This is a genomic window from Acinetobacter sp. A3 (assembly GCF_012371415.1).
Taxonomy (GTDB): domain Bacteria; phylum Pseudomonadota; class Gammaproteobacteria; order Pseudomonadales; family Moraxellaceae; genus Acinetobacter.
On the sequence record NZ_JAAZQW010000037.1, the window covers coordinates 1 to 20,996 of the forward strand.

The window sequence follows — 20,996 nt, forward strand, 5'->3', positions numbered from 1 at the left end:
TCTAGTTACACGCTTGGCAACAAGACATTAACAGAGTGCGAATTAGTCCTTGACTATGTTTGACTACATTTTAAGGAGCAGAAACGTACTGGCGCAAGTGTTGTTTAATTTTCAACTTGCCGATATTGCACAGTTTGAATTACGCAGTAAACCTCAAAGTTTATTGTATGGACGGCATTTATATCGTTTTGAATATCAAAACCAGTTTTATTGGCTGAAAGCTCAGCAACAGGGGAGTCATCCTACTGTTGAAGAAGGTTTTAGGCGTGAATATCGGTTTTATCAGCAAAAGCAACATTTAAAACATGCTTTTTTACTGCCGTGCGTGCTGATGGATCAAGAGCCTATTCATATTCAGCAACAAGAGTACACGCAGGCGTTAATTTTGCCTGAAGCAATGTCTGTATTGCAGATGGATGGCCTACCTAAGCATCTTGATGAAATCAAAGCGATATTATGGCAGGTGCTTGATGCGGTAGAGCGGTTACATCTTTTGGGTTGGATTCATGCCGATTTAAAAGCTGAACATATTGTGCAGTTTGATGGGAAAATCAAACTATTGGATTTCGAGCAAGCACGGCATATTACGAATAACCCACAGCAGCATCTAACCGCAACGCCACGTTATATGGCACCTGAGTTATTTCAGGGGCAGCCTAAAACTAGGCAAAGTGATATTTATGCCTTGGGCATAATTTTTTACGAATGGCTGACACAGCAACGCTTACAAGCCAGTAGTTACCAAGATTGGGCATATTTACATTGTCAAAGATTCAATTTAGATAAAGCTGAGCACATAACTGCCTTTTACCCTTTACTCAAGGCAATGCTTGCTAAGCAATATTCACAACGTTGCGCCAATATTTCAGCGTTAAAATTATGGCTTAGTGGCTGAATATGTTTAAGAAAAAAACAAAAAACAATTTTTTGTTTTTTATTTAAACAGTCATTATGCTTTTTTATAAAAAAGGCTTGTCATGAGGAAGTGATCTCTATAATATACACAGCCATCGGGGACGTGGCGAAATTGGTAGACGCACTGGATTTAGGTTCCAGCGCCGCGAGGTGTGAGAGTTCGAGTCTCTCCGTCCCCACCACTTAAATATCAAGTACACTTGATTTTAGGTTACAGAGGATTGGTGTAATGGTAGCATGACGGTCTCCAAAACCGTTCGTCAAGGTTCGAATCCTTGATCCTCTGCCAAATTAAATCCAACACTAAGTTGGTACCTGATGTTGGGGACGTGGCGAAATTGGTAGACGCACTGGATTTAGGTTCCAGCGCCGCGAGGTGTGAGAGTTCGAGTCTCTCCGTCCCCACCATAAATTAAAGAGCAAGGCATTGACCTTGCTTTTTTATTGCCTTAAATTTTTTGAGTCCATCACAAGGGCAAAAGGGCATATAAGTATAAAAAAAGCCCATAAGCATGTTATGGGCAAGATCATTGAGTGAAATGAGTTGATTAAATCTGTTTAAATTCTAATTTTTGCATCCTATCAAGTTCAACCGTTATTGCTTTAATTAAGCTTTTAAGTGATCTTCAAACTCCTCGCCTAATTTCATGGCCAAAGCGTTACCTGAAAGTTCACAGGTCACCAAACCGTACTCTTTTTGAAAACTAAAAGTAAAACCGTGTCCATCTGCTAAGTTTTTAACTGAATAACCTAACTTTTCTAACCAAATACGAAACGCAATTAAATTTTTTGCTTTCACAACCTTTTTCACGAGAGAACTCCTCTATATCCATTTATTTATTAATAGGGATATTGCGTGAATTTTTAAAGGGCAAAAATGTATTTCTGCAGATATTTTTAGAAAGCTTTGTGCAAAATAAATACGAAGTTCATTGTTTGGAAAGGATTATGAAAAATGATGAATTTTAATTAATTGATATTGAAGTAATTAATTTTTGAGTTGGTGGTTGATACAATACCTAAATTTTTGACCAAGATATGACTTGGAAATATTTTGTTAATTATTTGCATTTATTTTTGTGCTACTCATGTTAGTAATTAACGCTATCCAAAACGATAGGCGTTCTAAAAGTACTAACACGGGCAAAATAAGAAATTAGATTTTCTCTGTACACGACAAATTTCACAGAACCCTTATCCTATCAGGATTCTGCTTTCTTAAAATTGCCAAAATTTCCTTAAACTCTTCTTTTTTCCCAAAACCAATTAAACGCTGAATCGCCATTTGAACATAGTCTAAACCATAGCGAAATAAACTCATTGAGAGTCGTCCATGCTTCTTTATTTTTATCGCTTTTTTTTGATTATGTTGCCATTCACCCGTTAAGTAACACCAACAGAAGCTTATAGCTAACACCGCAATCAATTTTTTCACTCGTCTAGGGTCTGTCAAGCGCGTATTTTCAAGATTAAACCCGCGTCCTTTGAGACAACTGAATAAGGTTTCAATTTCCCAGCGTAATGCATAATCCTGAATAGCATTGGCATTAAACTGAGGAGAAACGACGAGTAAAAGCTCTCCATTTTCTAACTGTAGTGCACTTATATATAGTTTCACCCGACCAACCAAAATCCGTCGTTTACGACATTCAATTTGACCAACTTTAAGATGGCGAAATAAATCACTAATTTTATGATTCTTTCCTAAATGATTGGTGACAATGAAGTTTTTTTAACACGAATGCAGAAGTTGATGTCTTGTTCAATTAACCATGTAAACCACTGCTCACCGATAAACTCTCTGTCTGCGAACACATTCACAATACGGTCTTTACCAAAAATGGCTATAAAGCGTTGAATCAAAGCAATACGCTCTTTTGTATCTGAATTTCCACGTTTATTAAGCAATGTCCAAAGGATAGGTATCGCTATTCCACGATAAACGATTGCGAGCATCAGGATATTAATATTTCGTTTTCCCTATTTCCAATTGGTTCTATCTAAAGTCAGTTGCACTTGGTCGAATGAAAACATATTGAAAATCAACTGAGAAATTTGACGATAATCAAAATACTGACCTGCAAAGAAGCGCTGCATACGTCGATAAAATGATTGTGGTAAGCACTTGATGGGCAAGGCTTTAGATGTAGAAGAAAGATTACATGTTTGCTTTAAAATAATCACAATCATGATGAGCGCAAAGCACTTTAAATGTGACTTGTTCCATTTTAGAGATTTGTTTAAGATAAGATATAACTCATTGAGATGTGTCATAGTATTCGTCGTTAGAAAACAATTATTGTGACATTATTTCAATGAGTTATCTATTTTTGTCGTGTACAGAGTTAGATTTTATACAGCAAGCCATTGCAGCAGCAGTAAATAAGTGGGGATTTGTTTATACTGGTGCCTGATTGAAATTTTAAATTTGAATAATATGACAGTGCCCAGTATTGAACAGCAAGTGATGAGTATGGTTGAAAATATGCGTGTACAGGGGCAAGAGGCTGTAGCCGTGATGCTCGGTCATGAAGACTGGCTGTTGTTTTCTTCACAATCAAAAGTGGCTTATACGCCTTTTGGCAGTGCACGCCGTTATCAGCCTGCATTGTCAAATTTATTATTAGTACGCGTGGATGAAATGCAGGCCTTACGTGTGGTAACGCAAACCCAGTTGGATGAGTTCGCGGCAAGCCATCAAATTTTATAAGCAATCTGTGTTGTGTAATTGAACATCGAGATGACTTATAAATCCATTTAAAAATTATCTTTCAATTCACGTAATTTTTGAAACTCTTGGACGCTTTCTGCTCTTAAAAATGGATTGGTTTCGAGTTCCAATTCAATACTGCTTGGCAAAGTCGGTTGATTCAACATACGCAAGTTTTCAATATGTTGATAACGCTCCTGAATTGCCAAATTTTCAGGTTCTACATGCAGCGCAAATTTTGCATTGGCAAGGGTGTATTCGTGGGTGCAATACACTTGGGTTCGTGGTGGTAAAGCAGCTAAACGATTGAGCGATTGGTACATTTGCTGATGTGTACCTTCAAAAACACGTCCACACCCCATTGCAAATAAGGTGTCGCCGCAAAACAAGACATCTAGATCATCTATAAAATACACAATATGTCCAAGGGTGTGTCCAGGCACGGCAATGACATCTACAGATAAATCATAAAACTGTACTTTATCTTGATGTTGTAAAGGGTGGGTGATAAAAGGAATCTTACTCAGTTCATCGCGTGGGCCATAAACTGGCAAGTTGCGTTCTGCAATGAGTTCAGGTACACCGCCAATATGGTCTTGATGCCAATGTGTCAGCCAAATTTGTGCAATCTCTAAGCCATGGCTTTGGCAAAAATCTTCAACGGGTTTGGCATCGGTAGGATCGACTACTACCACTTGTTTACTGTCACAATGTTCAAGCAACCAAATATAATTTTGTGAAGGTTTTTGCGCATCAATAAGATGAACTTGGTAGTGCATGCTCAATTCCTAAAATTTTAATCGCTTGTTGCTATTACAGCATGCTTTCGCTAGGGAGTAAAAGCTTAGCTTTTATGTTGGCAGCATAAGCCATATTTGTTTCATTCTGATTGTGAATCAGGTCGTAATACTCATTTAAGAACATAAAAAATGCCGTGATCAACACGGCATTTTTTAAACAATTATTTAAGCGACTTAGCGAATTTTTGCTAAGAAACGGCCTAAACGCGTCATTGCTTCACGTAATTCATTTTCTGCAGGTAAGAACACAACACGGAAATGGTCTGGTGTAGGCCAGTTAAAACCTGTACCTTGCACTAACAGTACTTTTTCGGCTTTTAGTAAATCCAACATTAATTTTTCGTCATCTTCAATCGGATAGACGTTTGGATCTAATCTTGGGAAGCAGTACATCGCACCTTCAGGTTTCACACATGACACGCCTGGAATTTCATTTAGCATTTCCCAAGCAATGTTGCGCTGTTCATATAAACGACCACCTGGACGGATCAAGTCATTGATAGATTGATAACCACCCAATGCTGTTTGTATCGCATATTGTGCCTGGTGGTTGGCACACAGACGCATGGAAGCAAGCATGTCCAAGCCTTCAATGTAGTCTGCGGCACGTGATTTATTGCCTGTAATGGCCATCCAGCCTGATCGGAAGCCTGCAATACGATATGATTTAGACAAACCGTTGAATGAAATACAGAGCTGATCACCTGCCAGTGCAGCTACAGCAACGTGCTCAATACCGTCATAAATGATTTTGTCGTAAATTTCATCGGCAAATAAAATCAGGTCATATTTTTTAGCCAGTGCAACAATTTGTTCTAAAACATGACGCGGATAAACCGCACCTGTTGGGTTGTTCGGGTTAATGATGACAATACCACGTGTATTTGGCGTGATTTTGCTTTCCATGTCGGCAATGTCTGGGTACCAGTGGTTTTCTTCATCACATTTATAGTGAATAGCAGTACCACCCGACAAATTCACCGCAGCTGTCCATAATGGATAGTCAGGCATTGGCACCAGCATTTCATCGCCATCATCCAATAAACCTTGCATCGCCATAACAATCAGTTCAGACACACCATTGCCGATATACACGTCATTCACGTGCATATCAAAAATGCCTTTTTGCTGATAGTACTGACAAATGGCCTTACGCGCAGGAAAAATCCCTTTAGAGTCGGTATAACCAATTGCATTGGGTAAGTTCAATGCAACATCATTAATAATTTCCTGTGGAGCTTCAAAACCGAATGGGGCGGGGTTGCCAATATTCAGTTTAATAATTTTATGACCGGCCTCTTCCATTTCATTGGCCGCTCGTAACACAGGTCCGCGAATGTCGTAGCATACATGCTCGAGTTTTGATGATTTTTTTATTTCGCGTGGAGTCGTGTTACCAAGTACGGACATAGTTCCATCCAATGATTTTAAGATAAACAAAATATAGATTACTGAAATATCACAATCTATGCTGAAATTTAGCTAGATATTTTGCAAGCTCTAGCGTAAATATGGAAGTACTGAAGCATGACACTGAATGTCAAAGATTTAAAGGAGTTAGTGATGGGAAAACTCAATAAAACAGACCGAGAATGGCAAAGAGAGTTATCACCAGAGGAGTTTCGGATTACACGACAAAAAGGGACAGAGCCTGCGTTCACGGGGAAATATTGGAATACTAAACAAGAGGGTGTGTATAGCTGCCGTTGTTGTGGAACAGCGTTATTCTCATCTGAAACAAAATATGACAGTGGCAGTGGTTGGCCTAGTTTCTATCGTCCAATTCAGCCTGGAGTAGTTGAAGAGCACCATGACAGTTCACATGGTATGCAACGTACAGAGATTGTTTGTCATCATTGTGACGCACATTTAGGGCATGTTTTTGACGATGGGCCACAACCGACAGGATTGCGTTATTGCGTCAACTCAGCTTCATTAGAACTTAAAACACAAGAAAAAAATGATGAGGGAAATTATCCATGACTAGCATTTATCAGTTTGAAGCTGAATTATTAGACGGAGAAAATAAAGCTTTTAGTGATTATGAAGGCAAGGTGCTATTGATTGTGAATACAGCCAGCAAATGTGGTTTTACCCCACAATTTGCGGGTTTGGAAAAATTGTATCAACAATATAAAGACCGTGGTCTTGAGGTATTAGGTTTTCCATGCAATCAATTTGGCGGGCAAGACCCTGGCTCCAATGAGCAAATAGGGAGTTTTTGTCAAAAAAACTATGGGGTCAGTTTTCCCATGTTTAGTAAAATTGATGTGAAAGGCCCAGAAGCACATGCAATTTTCCGTTATTTAACCAATAACAGTAAGGGGATTTTAGGCAATGGAATTAAATGGAACTTTACCAAGTTTTTAATTGGCAAAGATGGCAAAGTCTTAAACCGTTTTGCTCCGACAACTAAACCTGAAGATTTGCAGACGGAAATTGAAAAAGCTTTGGGCTAATTAATAATATTAAAAATATGTATTAGATAGAAAGACCTTTCGAGGTCTTTTTTGAATATTAATAAGATTAAGTTGTTGTAAAATTCATATTTAAATTATTTATTATGAAAATATTAAAAACAAAGAAATGCCTAAGCATTTCTTTGTTGCACTACGGATTAATATTTTACATCAATCGTATAAGTGTCTTTATAAATACCAGCCAATTGTGTTGCTTTTACTGCTTCTGCAAGCTTAACATTTAATTTAAAGGTATCTACAGATTGACCTTTGAATTCAGGGCCAGTTGCGTATTGAATTGGTACATTTACATTATTTGGACCAGTGGTAGTAATTAATGTTTTTAATTGCACATTCTTATCAACTGTATGAACTACATTTGATTGGAAGTTGTTGTAGTTAGCAGATTTGTTTGTAATTGTATAAGGTGTATTACAAGTAACACTATAGCTAGTATTACTAGCAGAACCATTTGGGTTAAGGTTTACTACTTTGTTTGGAATAGAAATTGTACATAGTTTAGGTACATTTAGTGAAATTTCAATTGAACCTGTAGCTGTTTCAGCTTGAGTGAATGCACACGCTGTTAAAGCAAGTAACCCCATAGATATTTGTTTGATTTTCATGTTGCGTCCTACGCATTTAATAATTGAGATGGCAGAATATTTAAAAAGTTAATCTGTGAATATCCCTAAAAATAGGTATTTGTTTGCTGAGCTAAATAAATATAATGATGATACATCGCTGATAGAAGTATTTTAAGATTTCTAAAATTGCCGTGTTATTAGTGGAAATTAAAGCTGTTTATTTGACTCAAAGTATATCGAATAGGGTGTTCTCGTGTTTTTTTTAAGAAAAAAAATTCAAGTTGTATTGGCTTTATCTTTATGTTCTTTTTATGCGCCTGTATGGGCAGATATTACCATTTCACCTGTACAGCTCTACATCACTGGTGAGCGTGGACAGTCAAGCACAACCGCAGTAATTAATTCAATGGGTGAAACATCTGAACGTACCTATGAGATTGAAGTTCTAAAATGGGAACAAGATCAAAATGGGGAAGATGTACTTACACCAGACCATACTTTAATTGTTAATCCTGAAAATTTTGTTTTAAAACCAGATGCAAGCCGTACAGTTCGTTTTGGTTTTAAACAGAATATAGAATCTATGCAGTTGAAAAAACAAGAAAGTTGGAGAGTTAGATTTGTTGAAATTCCATCTTTATTAAACCAAACAGGTGTAAATATTGCTTTAAATTTTAGTCTCCCAGTATTTGTTGGCAATGGTTTCAAACCAGATATGGTGTTTAATCTAACTAAAAACAATAAAAACGAATCAATTTTAGTTGCTATAAATAATGGTACAGCCCATTTTCAGTTAACCAACTTTTCTATTCAAGATAAAAGTAAAAAAGTTGTAAAGGATGTTAATGTACTTAAATATATTTTACCTCAGCGTGAAACAAAAATTAATTTAGGTAAATTTAATCCGCAAAAAATTAAAGAATTAAAGATTAACATTGCACCAATTTCAGATCGTCCATCTATGTCTTTTGATGTTCAAGAGATGTAAAACCGATGTTTAAGAAATCAATATCTGCAATGCTTGCTATTTATCTTTCAAGTTTATATATTCCGTATACTCATGCAAATGAAAAATTAAATGAACAAGCAGATGAGAGTATTTGGGGTTTGTGGATTAATGGTGTAGATCAGCATAAAGATATTATTTTAACTGTTATGCACAATAATAAATATATTGAATGTAGTTCTCTAAATACCGATATTTTTGATATTTCCAAGTTTGAAAAGTTTGATGATAATTCTAAGCTATGTTTATTAGATGCAAAAAATATAATTATTGATTCAGATGAAGATGCACAAATTATTAAATTAAATATTGGTTCAATGTATATGAAAAACCAATACATAAATAATATAAATAATGGAAAGCAGCCACAATTGCCGGGCTTGGGCGGTTTTATTGATTATGAATTATTTTCTGAAAAGAGTAAAAATTTTCAGCGTAGTAGTGCCATGACAGATTTTGGTATTTTTTGGCGTAATGCTTTATTGACGCATACACATTTATTTGAAAACTATTCTAATCATACAGAAAATGATAAGTTCACTCAAACACGTTTAAGCACGAATATAACATTTGAGTTTCCAAAAAAATTTACCAGTTTACAATTGGGTGATGCCGTTAGTCCTTATTCAGGCGTAGGTCAGCCCTATTACTTTGGGGGGGTAAAATGGGGGACAAATTACAGCTCTAGACAAGACTTTGTTTATTGGAATACACCTGCACTGCGTGGAAGTGCTTTGGTTCCCTCAAGTGTTGATTTAATTATTAATGGTAATAAGGTTTACAACACGACTGTCAATCCGGGTGAGTTTTTAATTGATAGTGGTATCAATTTTAATGGCATGGGTAATGCTGAATTAGTGGTGCAAGATGTACTTGGTAATCGCACAGTTCAAACAATTTCGATCTTTGTAAATGAAAGATTACTAAAAAAAGGACTGAGTAATTATAGTATTGCGACAGGAAAATTACGTTATAACTATAGCGAAGAAAGTGATGATTACCGTGATTGGTTTGTTTCTGGCTATTTGCGTAGAGGGGTGACAGAAAAGCTTTCTTTGGGTGGCGTCATTGACTATAGCCGTGATTTAAGTAGTGTGGGCATGCTGTGGACGCAATATCTTAATTCTATAGGGCTGTTTGAGCTTAATTCAGTCTTTAGTGATTCTAGTTTTGGTCAGGGATACAGTGTTAGTACTGAATTTAAAAGAGATCAAGGTCTGTATAGTATAGGGCTAAGATCGCAGCACTATAGTCCTGAATATCGTATGCTTGGTATGGATGGGCAAAATAATACGTATTTACCCAAACAAGAAAATATCGCTTATGTCGCTAGGACTGCATTACCTATATTGGGTAATGTCTCACTCAATTATATTGAAAAAAAATACCACAATCACGCTGAAGTTGATGATCAAAAAATCTTGAATATTCGTGCAAGTAGAACGCTATTTGATGATCTGAATATGTCATTAAGCTATGTACATGATATGAGTCAAGCTGAAGATCATCGTGTTGATTTAGCACTGAGCTACCGTTTTAGTCCCAAACATACAGCCTACTTAACACAAAATCATACCGATTCAAGCTACCTAAGTTTGATTAAAGATACCCCTGCATCTACTGGTTTTAACTATTCTGTGGGTACAGGCTATTTATATGATCTAAATGAATTTTCGGGGCATGTTAATGGTCATTTAAAAACCCAAATTGGTGACTTAAATCTGCAGTATTTGCAAACGGGTCAAACTGAAAGTTATCAATTTGCCATGAATGGCGCCGTGACATGGTTAGATCGTAGTGTGGCTTTAACGCGTTCTGTTGATCATGGATTCTCCTTGGTGAAAGTTGCAAATAGTCCAAATATCGATGTTTATCGGAATGATATATTTGTAGGAAAAACCAATCAGAAGGGTGAAATCTTTGTTAATGATTTAATCGCTTATAGCGACCAGCATTTATCTTTCGATCAAAACCAACTCAATATCGAAGATCAGATCACAGATGCAAGAAAGACCATTATGCCGTTGAACAAACGTGGCTATGTTGTGGAATTTCCTGTCATACAGACCAAGGCAATTTCAATTGAACTGCGTGATCGTGCAGGGGCTAAATTACCTAAAGGTAGTCAAATTATCCTGAATGGGAATGCTGACGAAATTTACGTGATTGGCAGTAAAGATACAGCAACTTTATATGGGGTCAAAAATGGAAAGCAGCATTTAAAGGTCAGCACTTCTGCTACTCAATCTTGTCAGGTTGAATTTGAAATCACAGATATTCATCAGGTGAATACACCAATCAGCTTAATTTGTAAGTAGGTCGCATTATGAAAAAACAACAAAAAAATATATTTCTGATTCTGCTGTTTAGTGGCTTTAGTATGGTTTCCAGCGCAACTTTGGCAATGTGCCGTATGTCAGACATTGGCGCAGGGCAGATTCGATTGCAGCCAGTTTCTGGCAGTACAAGCACGACTGGTGTGAGTGTGGAATGTGACCGTATGTTTACGATTAAGTTTGATAGTCAAAATATGCTAAATATGAATGGTGAGAGTATGTTGAAAGGTCAGCATCTTTCTTATGCGGGGAAGAATAATCATATTCGCGTCAAATACAGCTTGCATGGCGATGCAGGAATGTTATGGCAGAAGAATGTCCTGCAACATAAAAAGTCTAAACATCATTATATTATTAAAGCAGAATTACAAAATTTTAATGCAGCTCGAGTTCGTGCAGGCGATTATTCAGATCGCATTATGATTACGGTAGATTATTGATATTCTAATTGAATTTTTAAAATACTATTGCTCTATGAAATAGAGCAGTAGTATTTTATAGTGCAGCGTATGTTTTATAAAACCGCTTTCAGACGTTGAATCACTTGTTCGCATTGCGCTAGATCTGCGACTAATGCCAAGCGTACATGATTTTCCCCTGGATTGCCTTGTGCGGTATCACGTGACAAGTAACGTCCAGGCAGTACCTTAATGTGTGCTTTTTCCATGAGCATTTTTGCAAATTTTTCATCATCTTCTACCTGAAGCCAATAATAAAAACCTGCATCGGGTTTTTTCAATGGAAGCAAATGCCCCAATTCAGTTTGGAATAGTTCAAATTTGGTACGATATTGTATGCGATTATCTTCGACGTGTTGCTCATCGTCCCATGCAGCAATAGACGCTAGTTGATGTTGCACAGGCATCGCAGCACCATGATAGGTGCGGTATTGCAAATACGGTTTTAATAAGGATGCATCACCTGCAACAAATCCTGAACGCATACCTGGTAAATTAGAACGCTTAGACAATGAATGAAATACGATACAGTTTTTGTAATCATCGCGTCCAAGTTCAGCACAGACTTCTAGTAAACCAGTTGGCGCTTGGTCAAACCATAACTCTGAATAACATTCATCGGATGCAATTACAAAACTATATTGATCTGACAATGCAATCAGTTTTTTAAATTGTGCTTTAGACAGTACTGCACCTGTTGGATTGCCCGGTGTACACACAAATAACAACGCTGTTTTTTCCCAGACTTCAGCAGGCACAGCATCAAAATCACCTAAATAACCATTGGCTTCGGTACAATTGATGAAATATGGCTTGGCACCAGCCAGTAAAGTAGCACCTTCATAAATTTGATAAAACGGATTTGGCATGACCACATAAGGTGCATCTTCACGTTGAATCACTGCCTGAACAAATGAAAAAATTGCTTCGCGTGTACCTGAAACAGGCAAAACTTGAGTTTCAGGATTCACTTGGTTTAAATGAAAACGCTGGGTGAGCCAATTGGCAATACTTTGGCGTAATTCAGGTAGACCTTTACTGTTCGGGTAGGTCGATAAGTGCTGAAAATTATCAATAATGGCCTGTTTGACAAATTCAGGTGCAGGATGCTTAGGTTCACCAATAGACAGTGGAATTAACGGTAGATTTGCAGGTTGTACATCTTGAAAGAGTTGGTTTAACTTTTCAAAAGGGTAAGGGTGCAAGAGAGATAAACTCGAGTTCATGAATGTTCCGTTAATTGAAGTTAGTGTTGACCACAGACCTGATTAGAGGCTTCATCCAAAGCAGATTTCAGCTGCAAGGCAAAGGTATCCGCTTCAGCATGGGTCATGGGTTGCCCATCTTTTTTGGTGACAAAGAAAATGTCTTCTGCACGCTCACCAAGTGTGGCAATTTTGGCAGAGTGAATATCTAAGCCCTGCATCATAAACAGACCACCAATTTTGGCGAGAAGCCCCGGGTGGTCAAGTGTGGCAATTTCCACCATGTTTTGATTGAGGGCTGTATTGAAAGTAATTTCAACAGTATTTTCAATATCAAAATGGCGTAATTGACGTGGGATACGACGTTGCATCAAACCTGGGTATTTATCCGACTGACTTAGTGCATCGATCAGTGCATCAATAACCATTTTTTCACGCTCAGGATCGGTCAGGAGTGTGCCAAATCGGTCTAATACAACATAAGTATCTAAACTAAAGGATTTAGTCGCGGTAATAATCCGTGCATCCTGAACATCCAAATTCATTCGGTCTAAAATGGCCACAGTAGTGGCAAATAGGTTGGGTTGATCTTGGGTATAAATAAAAATCTGTACTGCATCTTGTGCTGATTTTCGGTGCGCACGCATGAGCACTAATGGTGCATGATTATCGCCATGCTCCAAAATTGCGCGGGTGTGCCATGCAATTTCATCGGCAGATTCTTTCAGGAAGTATTCATCGCCCAGTTCTTGCCAGACTTTTTCAACATCGCTGAGTGAAAAATCATTTACCAAAATTTCACTGGCTGCAAATTTTGTGTCTTCAATCAACATTTGATAATCGACTGGACGGCCTAAACCTGAACGAATCACATCCCTTGCCTGTGTGTACAATTGACGCATTAAGGATGCGCGCCAAGTGTTCCAAAGGGTAGGGTTGGTGGCATTAATATCGGCAACAGTTAAAGTGTACAGATAATCTAAATGCTCCATATCCCCCATTTTTTCGGCAAATTCTTTGACTACGTCAGGGTCTGAAATATCTTTTTTCTGTGCCGTGACAGACATTAATAAATGATTTTTGACTAGCCATGCGACCAAGTTGCATTCACGTTCGGTAAACCCGTGTTTGCGACAAAATTCGATGGCATCGACAGCACCAAGCTCGCTATGATCTCCACGACGGCCTTTGGCAATATCGTGGAAAATTGCAGCTAAATAAATAATGTCACGACGTACTAGACGTTGGAACACAGAGCTAACCACAGGAAAGGCTTTGGCAAACTCAGGCTCTTTGAAGCGGCTCAAATTACGCACCAACAGTAAGGTGTGAGCATCTACCGTATAAATATGGAACAGGTCATATTGCATGAGACCTGTAATTTGCCCGAATGCAGAAATGTAATTGCCTAATACACCCAAGCGCTTCATTGTCACTAATGTTTTATATAAACGATGTGGTGAGCGCAAAATGGCCATAAAAAGGGCTTGATGTGCAGGGTCATCTCGGAAACTTTGATCAATACGCTTTGCGGCCAATGCAAGTAAGCGTAAAGTACGTGCACGAATCCCTTTAATTTCTGGGCGATTGGCCAGTAAATAGAAAATTTCTAAAATCGCACTTGGTTTTTCTGAGAAAATTTTATGGTGCTGAACTGCAAGCTTGCCATCCACCAATTTAAAATTTTCATTAATTTCTTCAATTTGGCGTTCGTAGTTTGGCAGGCGTGGGGTAATTACAGATTCATTAAAATAGGCCAACAACATTTCATTCAGGGCAGAAACCTGCTGTGCAGAGCGATAATAACGCTTCATGAATTGTTCAATTGGGTAGTTTGGTGGTTTGCCTTCTTCACGGACATAGCCAAAAGTGGCAGCGATATCACGTTGATAATCAAACAATAAACGATTTTCATCACGCTTGGTCAGGCGGTGCAAATGGTGGCGAATTTCCCATAAAAAGCTTTCAGCTTCTTCAAGTACACCTAATTCAAACTCAGAAATAAAACCTAAATGCACCAAGTCATAAATACGATTGACCCGAAAATGTCGTTTAGCAATCCAACCAATTTGGTTAATGTCACGGATGCCGCCTGGGGCATTTTTAATATCAGGTTCTAGATTGCTTTCCGTGTCATTGTGCTGTGCATAACGCTTGCTTTGTTCCTGCATTTTGGCATCAAAAAAGGTTTTATCTGTCCAAGTTTGCGAAACAATACGACGTGGCCATTTTGCCAGTTGGGTGTTACCAGTAATTAAACGAGCTTCGATCAGGGCAGTAGCGACTGTTAAATCGCTAGTAGCCTGAATCACACAGTCTTGAATGGTACGTACGCTGGTTGCAGGTTTGAAATTACCGACATCCCACAATGATGAAATAAAGGTCGAGATCAGTTGCTCTTGTTCTGGGCTAATGGCATCTTCCGACAAAATCATAATGTCTACATCGGAATAAGGCAGCATTTCTTTGCGCCCATAGCCACCCACAGCAAATAGACTTAAATCAGTTTGATCCAATTCAGCGTGTTGCCACAAAAATGTCAGGGCTTCGTCTATCAGATTGGAACGTGCCAAAATCACTTCACGGATGGATTGTCCATTTTCAAAACATTGTTGTAGCTGATTTTCGACATCTGTACGCCATTGGTTAATCGCTTGAATGTCATGGTTGCTTTTCACATAGTTCAGCAAGGGTAATGTATTGATCATGGACAATTCCGTTATGCAATGACGAGCTTAATTCTGATTTTCGTTTAAATGAACGCTAACACTGTTTGCAGTGTGTTGAGCCAATTCGCGCGCTTGCGCCGTGGTTTCTGCACGTGCTGTCGCAACTCCCATACGTCGGTGCTCAAAACCTTCAGGCTTCCCAAATAAACGTAAATCTGTATCGGGATGAGCTAATGCAAGATTTAGGCCAGAAAATGAAAGATTATTGGCATCGACACCTGCATAAATCACGGCACTGGCTGCCACACTATGACGTGCAGTGTTGACAGGCAAACCTAAAATGGCACGTGCATGTAATTCAAATTCACTCTGAAATTGTGAGGCCAACGTCACTAAACCTGTGTCGTGCGGACGTGGCGATACTTCACTGAACCAGACTTTATCGCCCTTCACAAACAGCTCTACACCAAAAATTCCGCAGCCGCCTAAAGCAGTTGTCACTTTATGGGCAATGCGTTTGGCTTCAGTTAGGGCGGCTTCAGTCATTTGCTGTGGTTGCCAGCTTTCTACATAGTCGCCTGAATCTTGACGGTGGCCAATTGGGTCACAATATGAAGTTTCGATAGCACCAATTTCTGGGTTTTTGGCACGTACAGTTAATAGGGTAATTTCAAAATCGAAATCAATTTGTGATTCAACAATCACAGTGCCTTGATTGACGCGTCCACCTGTTTGAGCATATTCCCAAGCGGCATCTACTTCATCAAAACAAGTTACTCTTGACTGACCTTTACCTGAAGATGACATTACAGGTTTAACAAAGTTTGGATAGCCAATATCATCACAGGCGGCACGGAAAGATTCCAAAGAATTGGCGAAGCGGTAAGCCGAGGTTGGCAAACCTAATTCTTCTGCAGCTAAACGACGAATTCCCTCACGGTTCATGGTCAAATTGACGGCTTTGGCAGAAGGAATGACTGTGGCGATGTTTTGTTCTTCAATTTCAACCAAGACCTGTGTCGCAATCGCTTCAATTTCAGGCACAATTAAATTCGGCTGGATTTTTTCAATCAGTTGTTTTAATTCTGTGGCATCTGCCATATTCAAAGTATAGGCATAATGTGCGACTTGCATGGCTGGCGCATGGTCGTAGCGATCGGCGGCATGTACTTCTACGCCTAAACGTTGTAGTGAAATCACCACCTCTTTACCGAGTTCCCCCGAACCCAATAGCAAAACTTTAAAAGCAGAAGATTGAAGGGGAGTACCAATGGTCACGCTCATGTGAATCGTCCTTGCTAAAGTGGGCTTTTAGCATAGCAGAACTGTTCTATGAGTTAAGCCCTGTTTGCAATAAAATCATGATTTTGTCATGCAATTTTATGGCATTCAGTGGCTTAGCGGTGATGACACTGCATTTGAAAGGGATGATTTCGGTTTTCAAAGTTGTTTAATTTAAGCTGTTCTAGAAACTAAAAGGTATATAGGTGTAAATCAGCCCGTAGGTCAGGGCTGCGGTTAAGGTGGCAGGAACAATTTTCTTAAATTTAAAATATAAGCCTGTGAGTACCAAGAAACCGACCAGCATGGCAAAACTTTTATTTGGTGTTTCCAGCAAAGGCGGCAGTGTTGCGACCACGAGCATGGAACTAATTGCGGCAATCCCGATGCTGCCTAAGGCAATTTTGAGCCATAAAGCGCCACGTTTTTGTGAGCCTTGCTGAAATTTTTGAATCACAAAAAATGGCCCAAAGCGCGATGCGAAGTTGGCAATCCCTACTAAAATGCCAACCAAGATTATTTCTAAACTCACGATTTTACTCCTGTATGTTCAGGGTCGGGTTGTTTCAACACATAGTGTTTAAATAAGCCTGCCAATATGCCGGAAGATATGCCAATAAAAATTGCAGCAGATAAATCAATGAAATAACAAGCAATGGCAGATACGACAATGGTGATACCCACCACAAAAGTATGTTTCTTTTCAAAAGCAGCCAGTAAAAAGCTTAGGAATAAAGCAGGCAATAAAAAGTCGAGCGCCGCTTGTAAAAACTGTGGCATTTTCGTGACTTGGTCAGCAAATAAGCCACCTAAGAATGAACCTAACGCCCAAGACAGCCAGCTAAATAGACTGAGACCTAACATCCATGATTCAGACCATTCCTGACGCCGTTGTGACAGTTTAATCATGCCTGAAGCAAAGACTTCATCGGTCAATCCCCATGACCAAATTGCAGTTTTTTTAAGATTCAGCCGATCTTGAATCAGGTTTTGTAGTGCGGGGCCATAGAGTAAATGCCGAATGTCTAAGGCAATCACTGTTAGTGCAGTCATCCAAATAGAGGTGCCGCTGCCAAGTAATGCCACCACCAAAAACTGACTTGCGCCTGCATACATAGAGCAAGATAAAAATAAGGCTTCCCATGCGGTAAAACCGAATTGTGTGGCTGAAACGCCAAAGGCAAAAGAAACAGGCAGATAGGTGAAAATAATCGCTTGACTATCTTTGGCACCTTGCCAAAAACTGGCTGTAGAAGCAGTTTGAATATTGTGTACGGACACGACACACCTTGAGGGAGAAAGTTGAACGATGGGTCAAATCAAGATTGTGTATTATACTTGAATTCACTAGCATAATGCCGAATTGTTTGTATGGGCGAACCGATATGTTGAAATTGAAAACACCTGTAATGCTGCTGGCCTCAATTCTATGCAGTAGTGTGTTATTGCAAGCGTGTAGCAATGACAACGACCCGCAAAAAACTGTAGAAATTAAACCTGCGCCAAAACTTACCAATGATGCAACTGTGTATGCACAGAAAGCATGGGAGTTAATGAACGAGGTTGAACCTTATGTTTACCGTAAGCAGCGTAATTTGATTGAAGACAAGGTGCGTAAACCTGCCCGTAAACTCAGTACAGACTGGCGCATTAATGTCAAAATGACAGACTCAGTGACCGAAGGGAAATATGCACTGTGTCGCAAGGCATTGACCAGTTTAGAAATTTGGGCGCGTGCAACCATAGACAGTTCAAGTAGTCTTGCCCAGAAACAAGCTGACTATGAACGTGATAAAAAGCAATGTGCAGATGCCTTAGCTCACCCTGAGTTAGGAAATACTGACCCGAAACAGAAGGGTAATGTGGTGCAGTCTTAATTAATTTTCCAAAGAATTGTTCAATAAAAAACCTCGATCAAGTGATCGAGGTTTTTTTAATTGTATCTATGACTGGCTTATAGAATGAAAGCCATTCAAAAATTCAATATTAGACATTAAAGCGGAAGTGTAAAACATCACCATCTTGTACGATGTAAGTTTTACCTTCTAAACGCCATTTACCTGCTTCTTTCGCGCCAGCTTCACCGTTGTACTGAACAAAATCTTCGTAAGCAATACATTCAGCACGAATAAAGCCTTTTTCAAAGTCAGTATGAATCACGCCAGCAGCTTGTGGAGCAGTTGCACCAACTTTAACAGTCCATGCACGTACTTCTTGAACGCCTGCAGTGAAGTAAGTCTGTAAGCCTAACAGCGCATAACCAGCACGAATAACGACGTTCAGACCAGGTTCTTCCATGCCTAAAGCTTCTAAAAATTCTGCACGGTCTTCATCTTCAAGTAGTGAAATTTCGGCTTCAATTTGGTTGCATAATGGCACAACAATCGCATTTTCTTCTGCAGCAAGTTTTTTCACTGCTTCTAAGTGCGGATTATTTTCAAAACCATCTTCTGCCACGTTGGCAATATACATAGTTGGTTTTAAGGTCAGTAAACCAAAGCCACGTACTAATTTACGTTCATCATCATCTAAATTAGCAGCACGTGCTGGCTTGCCATCATCCAATAAAGGCTGAATTTTTTCTAAAACGGCTTTGGTTGCAACTGCTTCTTTGTCACCACCTTTGGCAGATTTTGCTAAACGAGTAACCGCTTTGCTAACAGTTTCCAAGTCCGCTAAAGCCAATTCGGTATTGATGGTGGCAATATCATCTAATGGGTCAATTTTACCATTTACGTGAATCACGTTTTCATCTTCAAAGCAACGGACTACGTGTGCAATGGCGTCGGTTTCACGAATATTCGCAAGGAATTGGTTACCTAAACCTTCACCTTTCGATGCACCTGCAACTAGACCTGCAATATCCACAAATTCCATAGTCGTTGGTAAGACACGTTGTGGTTTTACAATTTCTGCCAATTTGTCTAAACGTGAATCTGGCACAGGAACAATACCTGTGTTTGGTTCAATGGTACAGAACGGGAAGTTTTCCGCTGCAATCGCAGCTTTGGTGAGTGCATTAAAAAGTGTAGATTTACCAACGTTTGGCAGGCCCACAATACCGCAATTAAAACCCATGAATAACTCACAACGTGTTATATAAAAATTAGGCATGATTTTACATGAAAGGGCAGATAAAGTCAGGTCATCAGCATGATGTTTCTTATGAAGTGATCATTTGAAATGTTGATGTTGAAGTGCAGGATGAAAATTGATCTGATTTAGCTGACTGCTTTGCCCGAATTTTGAATAAAAAGTACATTGTATTTAGAAGAGGCTATGACTAAAGTATGACAAACACCGCAAGTGTACTGTTTTGAATATTTATAGCTTAAAAATGGAGATTTTATGCGCATCTTGTACCAGTTTCCTTTATCTCATTTCTGTGAGAAAGCTCGCTGGTTATTGGATCATAAAGAATTAGATTATGATGCGCAGAACTTAATTCCTGGTGTGCATCGGGCCTTTGCACAATTAAAAACAGGACAAAATAAATTACCAATATTACGTGATCAAGAGCGCTGGATTGCAGATTCTACGCAAATTGCTCTCTATCTTGATGATGTTTATCCAGAACATACTTTATTACGCAGTGATGCCGAACAATATAAACATGCACTGGCAATTAATACTTTGGCAGATGAATTAGGTCAGCATGTACGCCGTTGGGGCTTGGCTCATGCCTTATCTGAAAGTGAAGAACCTTTGGAAATCCTAATTGGTGAAAAAGGCTATTTGCGTCAGTTTTCTAAATACTCTAAGCCAATTATTAAAGCTTTGGTGTCTAAGGGTTATCAGCTCGATCAAGATAAAGTAGCAGAATCTAAACAACGTATGGATGAATTGATTGTCATTTTAAATCAGCATTTGATTGATAATCACGGACGTTATTTTGTGGGAGAGCGTTTGGGCTTGGCAGATATTTCGGTGTGTTCAATGCTTGCCCCTATTTTAGAAATTGCTGGAACGCCGTGGGAAAAAGAGCATGGTGAAATGATTTCAGCTGAGTTTAAAGCCTATCAAGATTATCTGTTGGATTTGCCATTAGGGCAGTATGTATGCCGTATTTATAATACTGAGCGTAATGCACGTGTCGATTGGCGTGGAATATAAAACTTAGCAAAAAAATACGCGCATTGAGCGCGTATTTTTTTTGTGTCTTGTTGAGTAGAATTTAGAACAGTGAACTTGCATTGTTGAGATCGAAATTTTGTACCAAGTTTGGCAGTGTCGCCAAATCAAATTGAGTATCTGTCGTGCCGCCAGTCAAGCCACCCAGTGCATCGCCTAGGGTTGGGATTAATTGATCAAGATTGATGTCTGAGCTGGTATTTGATGATGCACCTTGCAGCAAATCACCAAGATTTAAGTCAGCACCAGAAATTAATTGATCAAAGCCATCAGTCAAACTATCCAAACTGAAACCATCTGTAGGATTGCTATTTAGATTAGGCTCTAGACTAGCAGAATAGATATGTTAGTCTAGAATCATGGTAAGCATCCGGCTAACACAGCCTTACCAAGCGATCCTATAAGCCTTAATTTAGTTCCCACCTAAAAACAAGTGGGG

At 38.9% G+C, this 20,996-nt stretch carries 20 protein-coding genes, 3 tRNA genes and 1 pseudogene; 12 read left to right on the forward strand and 12 right to left on the reverse strand.

Translation table 11 applies throughout. The features are described 5' to 3' along the window. Positions 1-55 precede the first annotated feature (55 nt). The 4 genes from HHA42_RS10830 to HHA42_RS10845 all read left to right on the forward strand — a co-directional run bounded on the left by HHA42_RS10830 (position 56) and on the right by HHA42_RS10845 (position 1,323). Complete coding sequence (locus HHA42_RS10830) at positions 56-895, forward strand: protein kinase (RefSeq protein ID WP_168526462.1); 840 nt, start codon at positions 56-58, stop codon at positions 893-895. A 117-nt stretch (positions 896-1,012) separates the two neighbouring features. After that, positions 1,013-1,097, forward strand: a tRNA-Leu gene (locus tag HHA42_RS10835). A 33-nt stretch (positions 1,098-1,130) separates the two neighbouring features. Next, a tRNA-Trp gene (locus HHA42_RS10840) sits at positions 1,131-1,204 on the forward strand. 34 nt (positions 1,205-1,238) lie between these two features. Beyond that, positions 1,239-1,323 (forward strand) — tRNA-Leu (locus tag HHA42_RS10845). A 199-nt stretch (positions 1,324-1,522) separates the two neighbouring features. Here HHA42_RS10845 and HHA42_RS10850 read toward each other — a convergent pair. Together HHA42_RS10850 and HHA42_RS10855 are read right to left on the reverse strand one after the other, a co-directional pair. Further along, on the reverse strand, positions 1,523-1,726 hold the full coding sequence (locus tag HHA42_RS10850) for a hypothetical protein (RefSeq protein ID WP_004971452.1): 204 nt from the start codon (positions 1,724-1,726) through the stop codon (positions 1,523-1,525). Positions 1,727-2,098: 372 nt separating this feature from the next. Further along, positions 2,099-3,189, reverse strand: a pseudogene (locus HHA42_RS10855) (IS4-like element ISAba1 family transposase). A gap of 163 nt (positions 3,190-3,352) precedes the next feature. On the opposite strand from HHA42_RS10855, the gene HHA42_RS10860 reads away from it, so the two are divergent. Continuing rightward, on the forward strand, positions 3,353-3,625 hold the full coding sequence (locus HHA42_RS10860; protein WP_168419416.1) for a hypothetical protein: 273 nt from the start codon (positions 3,353-3,355) through the stop codon (positions 3,623-3,625). Positions 3,626-3,672: 47 nt separating this feature from the next. Here the strand turns inward: HHA42_RS10860 and gloB are convergent, their stop codons facing one another. Both gloB and HHA42_RS10870 read right to left on the reverse strand, forming a co-directional pair. Next, positions 3,673-4,404, reverse strand: a complete 732-nt coding sequence (gloB, locus tag HHA42_RS10865; RefSeq protein WP_168526464.1) for a hydroxyacylglutathione hydrolase — start codon at positions 4,402-4,404, stop codon at positions 3,673-3,675. A 195-nt stretch (positions 4,405-4,599) separates the two neighbouring features. Continuing rightward, positions 4,600-5,835: a pyridoxal phosphate-dependent aminotransferase gene (locus HHA42_RS10870; RefSeq protein ID WP_168419418.1), complete on the reverse strand. Its 1,236-nt coding sequence runs from the start codon at positions 5,833-5,835 to the stop codon at positions 4,600-4,602. Between the two features lie 153 nt (positions 5,836-5,988). Between HHA42_RS10870 and msrB the strand changes: the two genes are divergently transcribed. Both msrB and HHA42_RS10880 read left to right on the forward strand, forming a co-directional pair. Next, on the forward strand, positions 5,989-6,408 hold the full coding sequence (gene msrB, locus HHA42_RS10875) for a peptide-methionine (R)-S-oxide reductase MsrB (RefSeq protein WP_168419425.1): 420 nt from the start codon (positions 5,989-5,991) through the stop codon (positions 6,406-6,408). Continuing rightward, positions 6,405-6,884: a glutathione peroxidase gene (locus HHA42_RS10880; RefSeq protein WP_168419419.1), complete on the forward strand. Its 480-nt coding sequence runs from the start codon at positions 6,405-6,407 to the stop codon at positions 6,882-6,884. Before msrB ends, HHA42_RS10880 begins: the two co-directional genes overlap by 4 nt. A gap of 158 nt (positions 6,885-7,042) precedes the next feature. Here the strand turns inward: HHA42_RS10880 and HHA42_RS10885 are convergent, their stop codons facing one another. Beyond that, positions 7,043-7,510 carry a hypothetical protein gene (locus tag HHA42_RS10885; protein WP_168526466.1) on the reverse strand — a complete coding sequence of 156 codons (468 nt, stop codon included), beginning with the start codon at positions 7,508-7,510 and terminating at the stop codon, positions 7,043-7,045. A 214-nt stretch (positions 7,511-7,724) separates the two neighbouring features. Between HHA42_RS10885 and HHA42_RS10890 the strand changes: the two genes are divergently transcribed. From HHA42_RS10890 to HHA42_RS10900, 3 genes are read left to right on the forward strand one after another with little or no spacing between them, the layout of a single operon-like run. After that, a complete protein-coding gene (locus HHA42_RS10890; RefSeq protein ID WP_168526468.1) occupies positions 7,725-8,459 on the forward strand; it encodes a fimbria/pilus periplasmic chaperone in 735 nt (244 codons plus the stop codon). A 5-nt stretch (positions 8,460-8,464) separates the two neighbouring features. Beyond that, complete coding sequence (locus HHA42_RS10895; RefSeq protein WP_168526470.1) at positions 8,465-10,795, forward strand: fimbria/pilus outer membrane usher protein; 2,331 nt, start codon at positions 8,465-8,467, stop codon at positions 10,793-10,795. A gap of 8 nt (positions 10,796-10,803) precedes the next feature. Beyond that, positions 10,804-11,253 (forward strand): hypothetical protein, encoded by a 450-nt coding sequence (locus tag HHA42_RS10900; protein WP_168526472.1) that lies wholly within the window; start codon positions 10,804-10,806, stop codon positions 11,251-11,253. 74 nt (positions 11,254-11,327) lie between these two features. Here HHA42_RS10900 and dapC read toward each other — a convergent pair whose 3' ends face one another. The 5 genes from dapC to HHA42_RS10925 form a co-directional block, all read right to left on the reverse strand. Continuing rightward, complete coding sequence (dapC, locus tag HHA42_RS10905; protein ID WP_168461923.1) at positions 11,328-12,497, reverse strand: succinyldiaminopimelate transaminase; 1,170 nt, start codon at positions 12,495-12,497, stop codon at positions 11,328-11,330. A gap of 20 nt (positions 12,498-12,517) precedes the next feature. Then, a complete protein-coding gene (gene glnD / locus HHA42_RS10910; RefSeq protein WP_168418622.1) occupies positions 12,518-15,184 on the reverse strand; it encodes a [protein-PII] uridylyltransferase in 2,667 nt (888 codons plus the stop codon). 27 nt (positions 15,185-15,211) lie between these two features. Further along, on the reverse strand, positions 15,212-16,429 hold the full coding sequence (purT, locus tag HHA42_RS10915) for a formate-dependent phosphoribosylglycinamide formyltransferase (RefSeq protein WP_168526474.1): 1,218 nt from the start codon (positions 16,427-16,429) through the stop codon (positions 15,212-15,214). Between the two features lie 181 nt (positions 16,430-16,610). Continuing rightward, positions 16,611-16,958, reverse strand: a complete 348-nt coding sequence (gene ygaH, locus HHA42_RS10920; protein WP_168418620.1) for an L-valine transporter subunit YgaH — start codon at positions 16,956-16,958, stop codon at positions 16,611-16,613. Beyond that, positions 16,955-17,692, reverse strand: a complete 738-nt coding sequence (locus tag HHA42_RS10925; RefSeq protein ID WP_171525593.1) for an AzlC family ABC transporter permease — start codon at positions 17,690-17,692, stop codon at positions 16,955-16,957. Before HHA42_RS10925 ends, ygaH begins: the two co-directional genes overlap by 4 nt. A gap of 119 nt (positions 17,693-17,811) precedes the next feature. Here HHA42_RS10925 and HHA42_RS10930 point away from each other — a divergent pair, with 119 nt between their 5' ends. Further along, the gene (locus tag HHA42_RS10930) at positions 17,812-18,303 is read left to right on the forward strand and encodes a hypothetical protein (protein ID WP_168526478.1); all 492 of its coding nucleotides are present in this window, start codon (positions 17,812-17,814) and stop codon (positions 18,301-18,303) included. Positions 18,304-18,412: 109 nt separating this feature from the next. Here HHA42_RS10930 and ychF read toward each other — a convergent pair whose 3' ends face one another. Then, positions 18,413-19,504 (reverse strand): redox-regulated ATPase YchF, encoded by a 1,092-nt coding sequence (gene ychF, locus HHA42_RS10935; protein WP_168418617.1) that lies wholly within the window; start codon positions 19,502-19,504, stop codon positions 18,413-18,415. Between the two features lie 270 nt (positions 19,505-19,774). Here ychF and HHA42_RS10940 point away from each other — a divergent pair, with 270 nt between their 5' ends. Further along, positions 19,775-20,539: a glutathione S-transferase family protein gene (locus HHA42_RS10940; protein WP_168418616.1), complete on the forward strand. Its 765-nt coding sequence runs from the start codon at positions 19,775-19,777 to the stop codon at positions 20,537-20,539. Between the two features lie 61 nt (positions 20,540-20,600). Here the strand turns inward: HHA42_RS10940 and HHA42_RS10945 are convergent, their stop codons facing one another. Next, positions 20,601-20,843: a hypothetical protein gene (locus tag HHA42_RS10945; RefSeq protein ID WP_168418615.1), complete on the reverse strand. Its 243-nt coding sequence runs from the start codon at positions 20,841-20,843 to the stop codon at positions 20,601-20,603. Between the last annotated feature and the right edge of the window lie 153 nt (positions 20,844-20,996).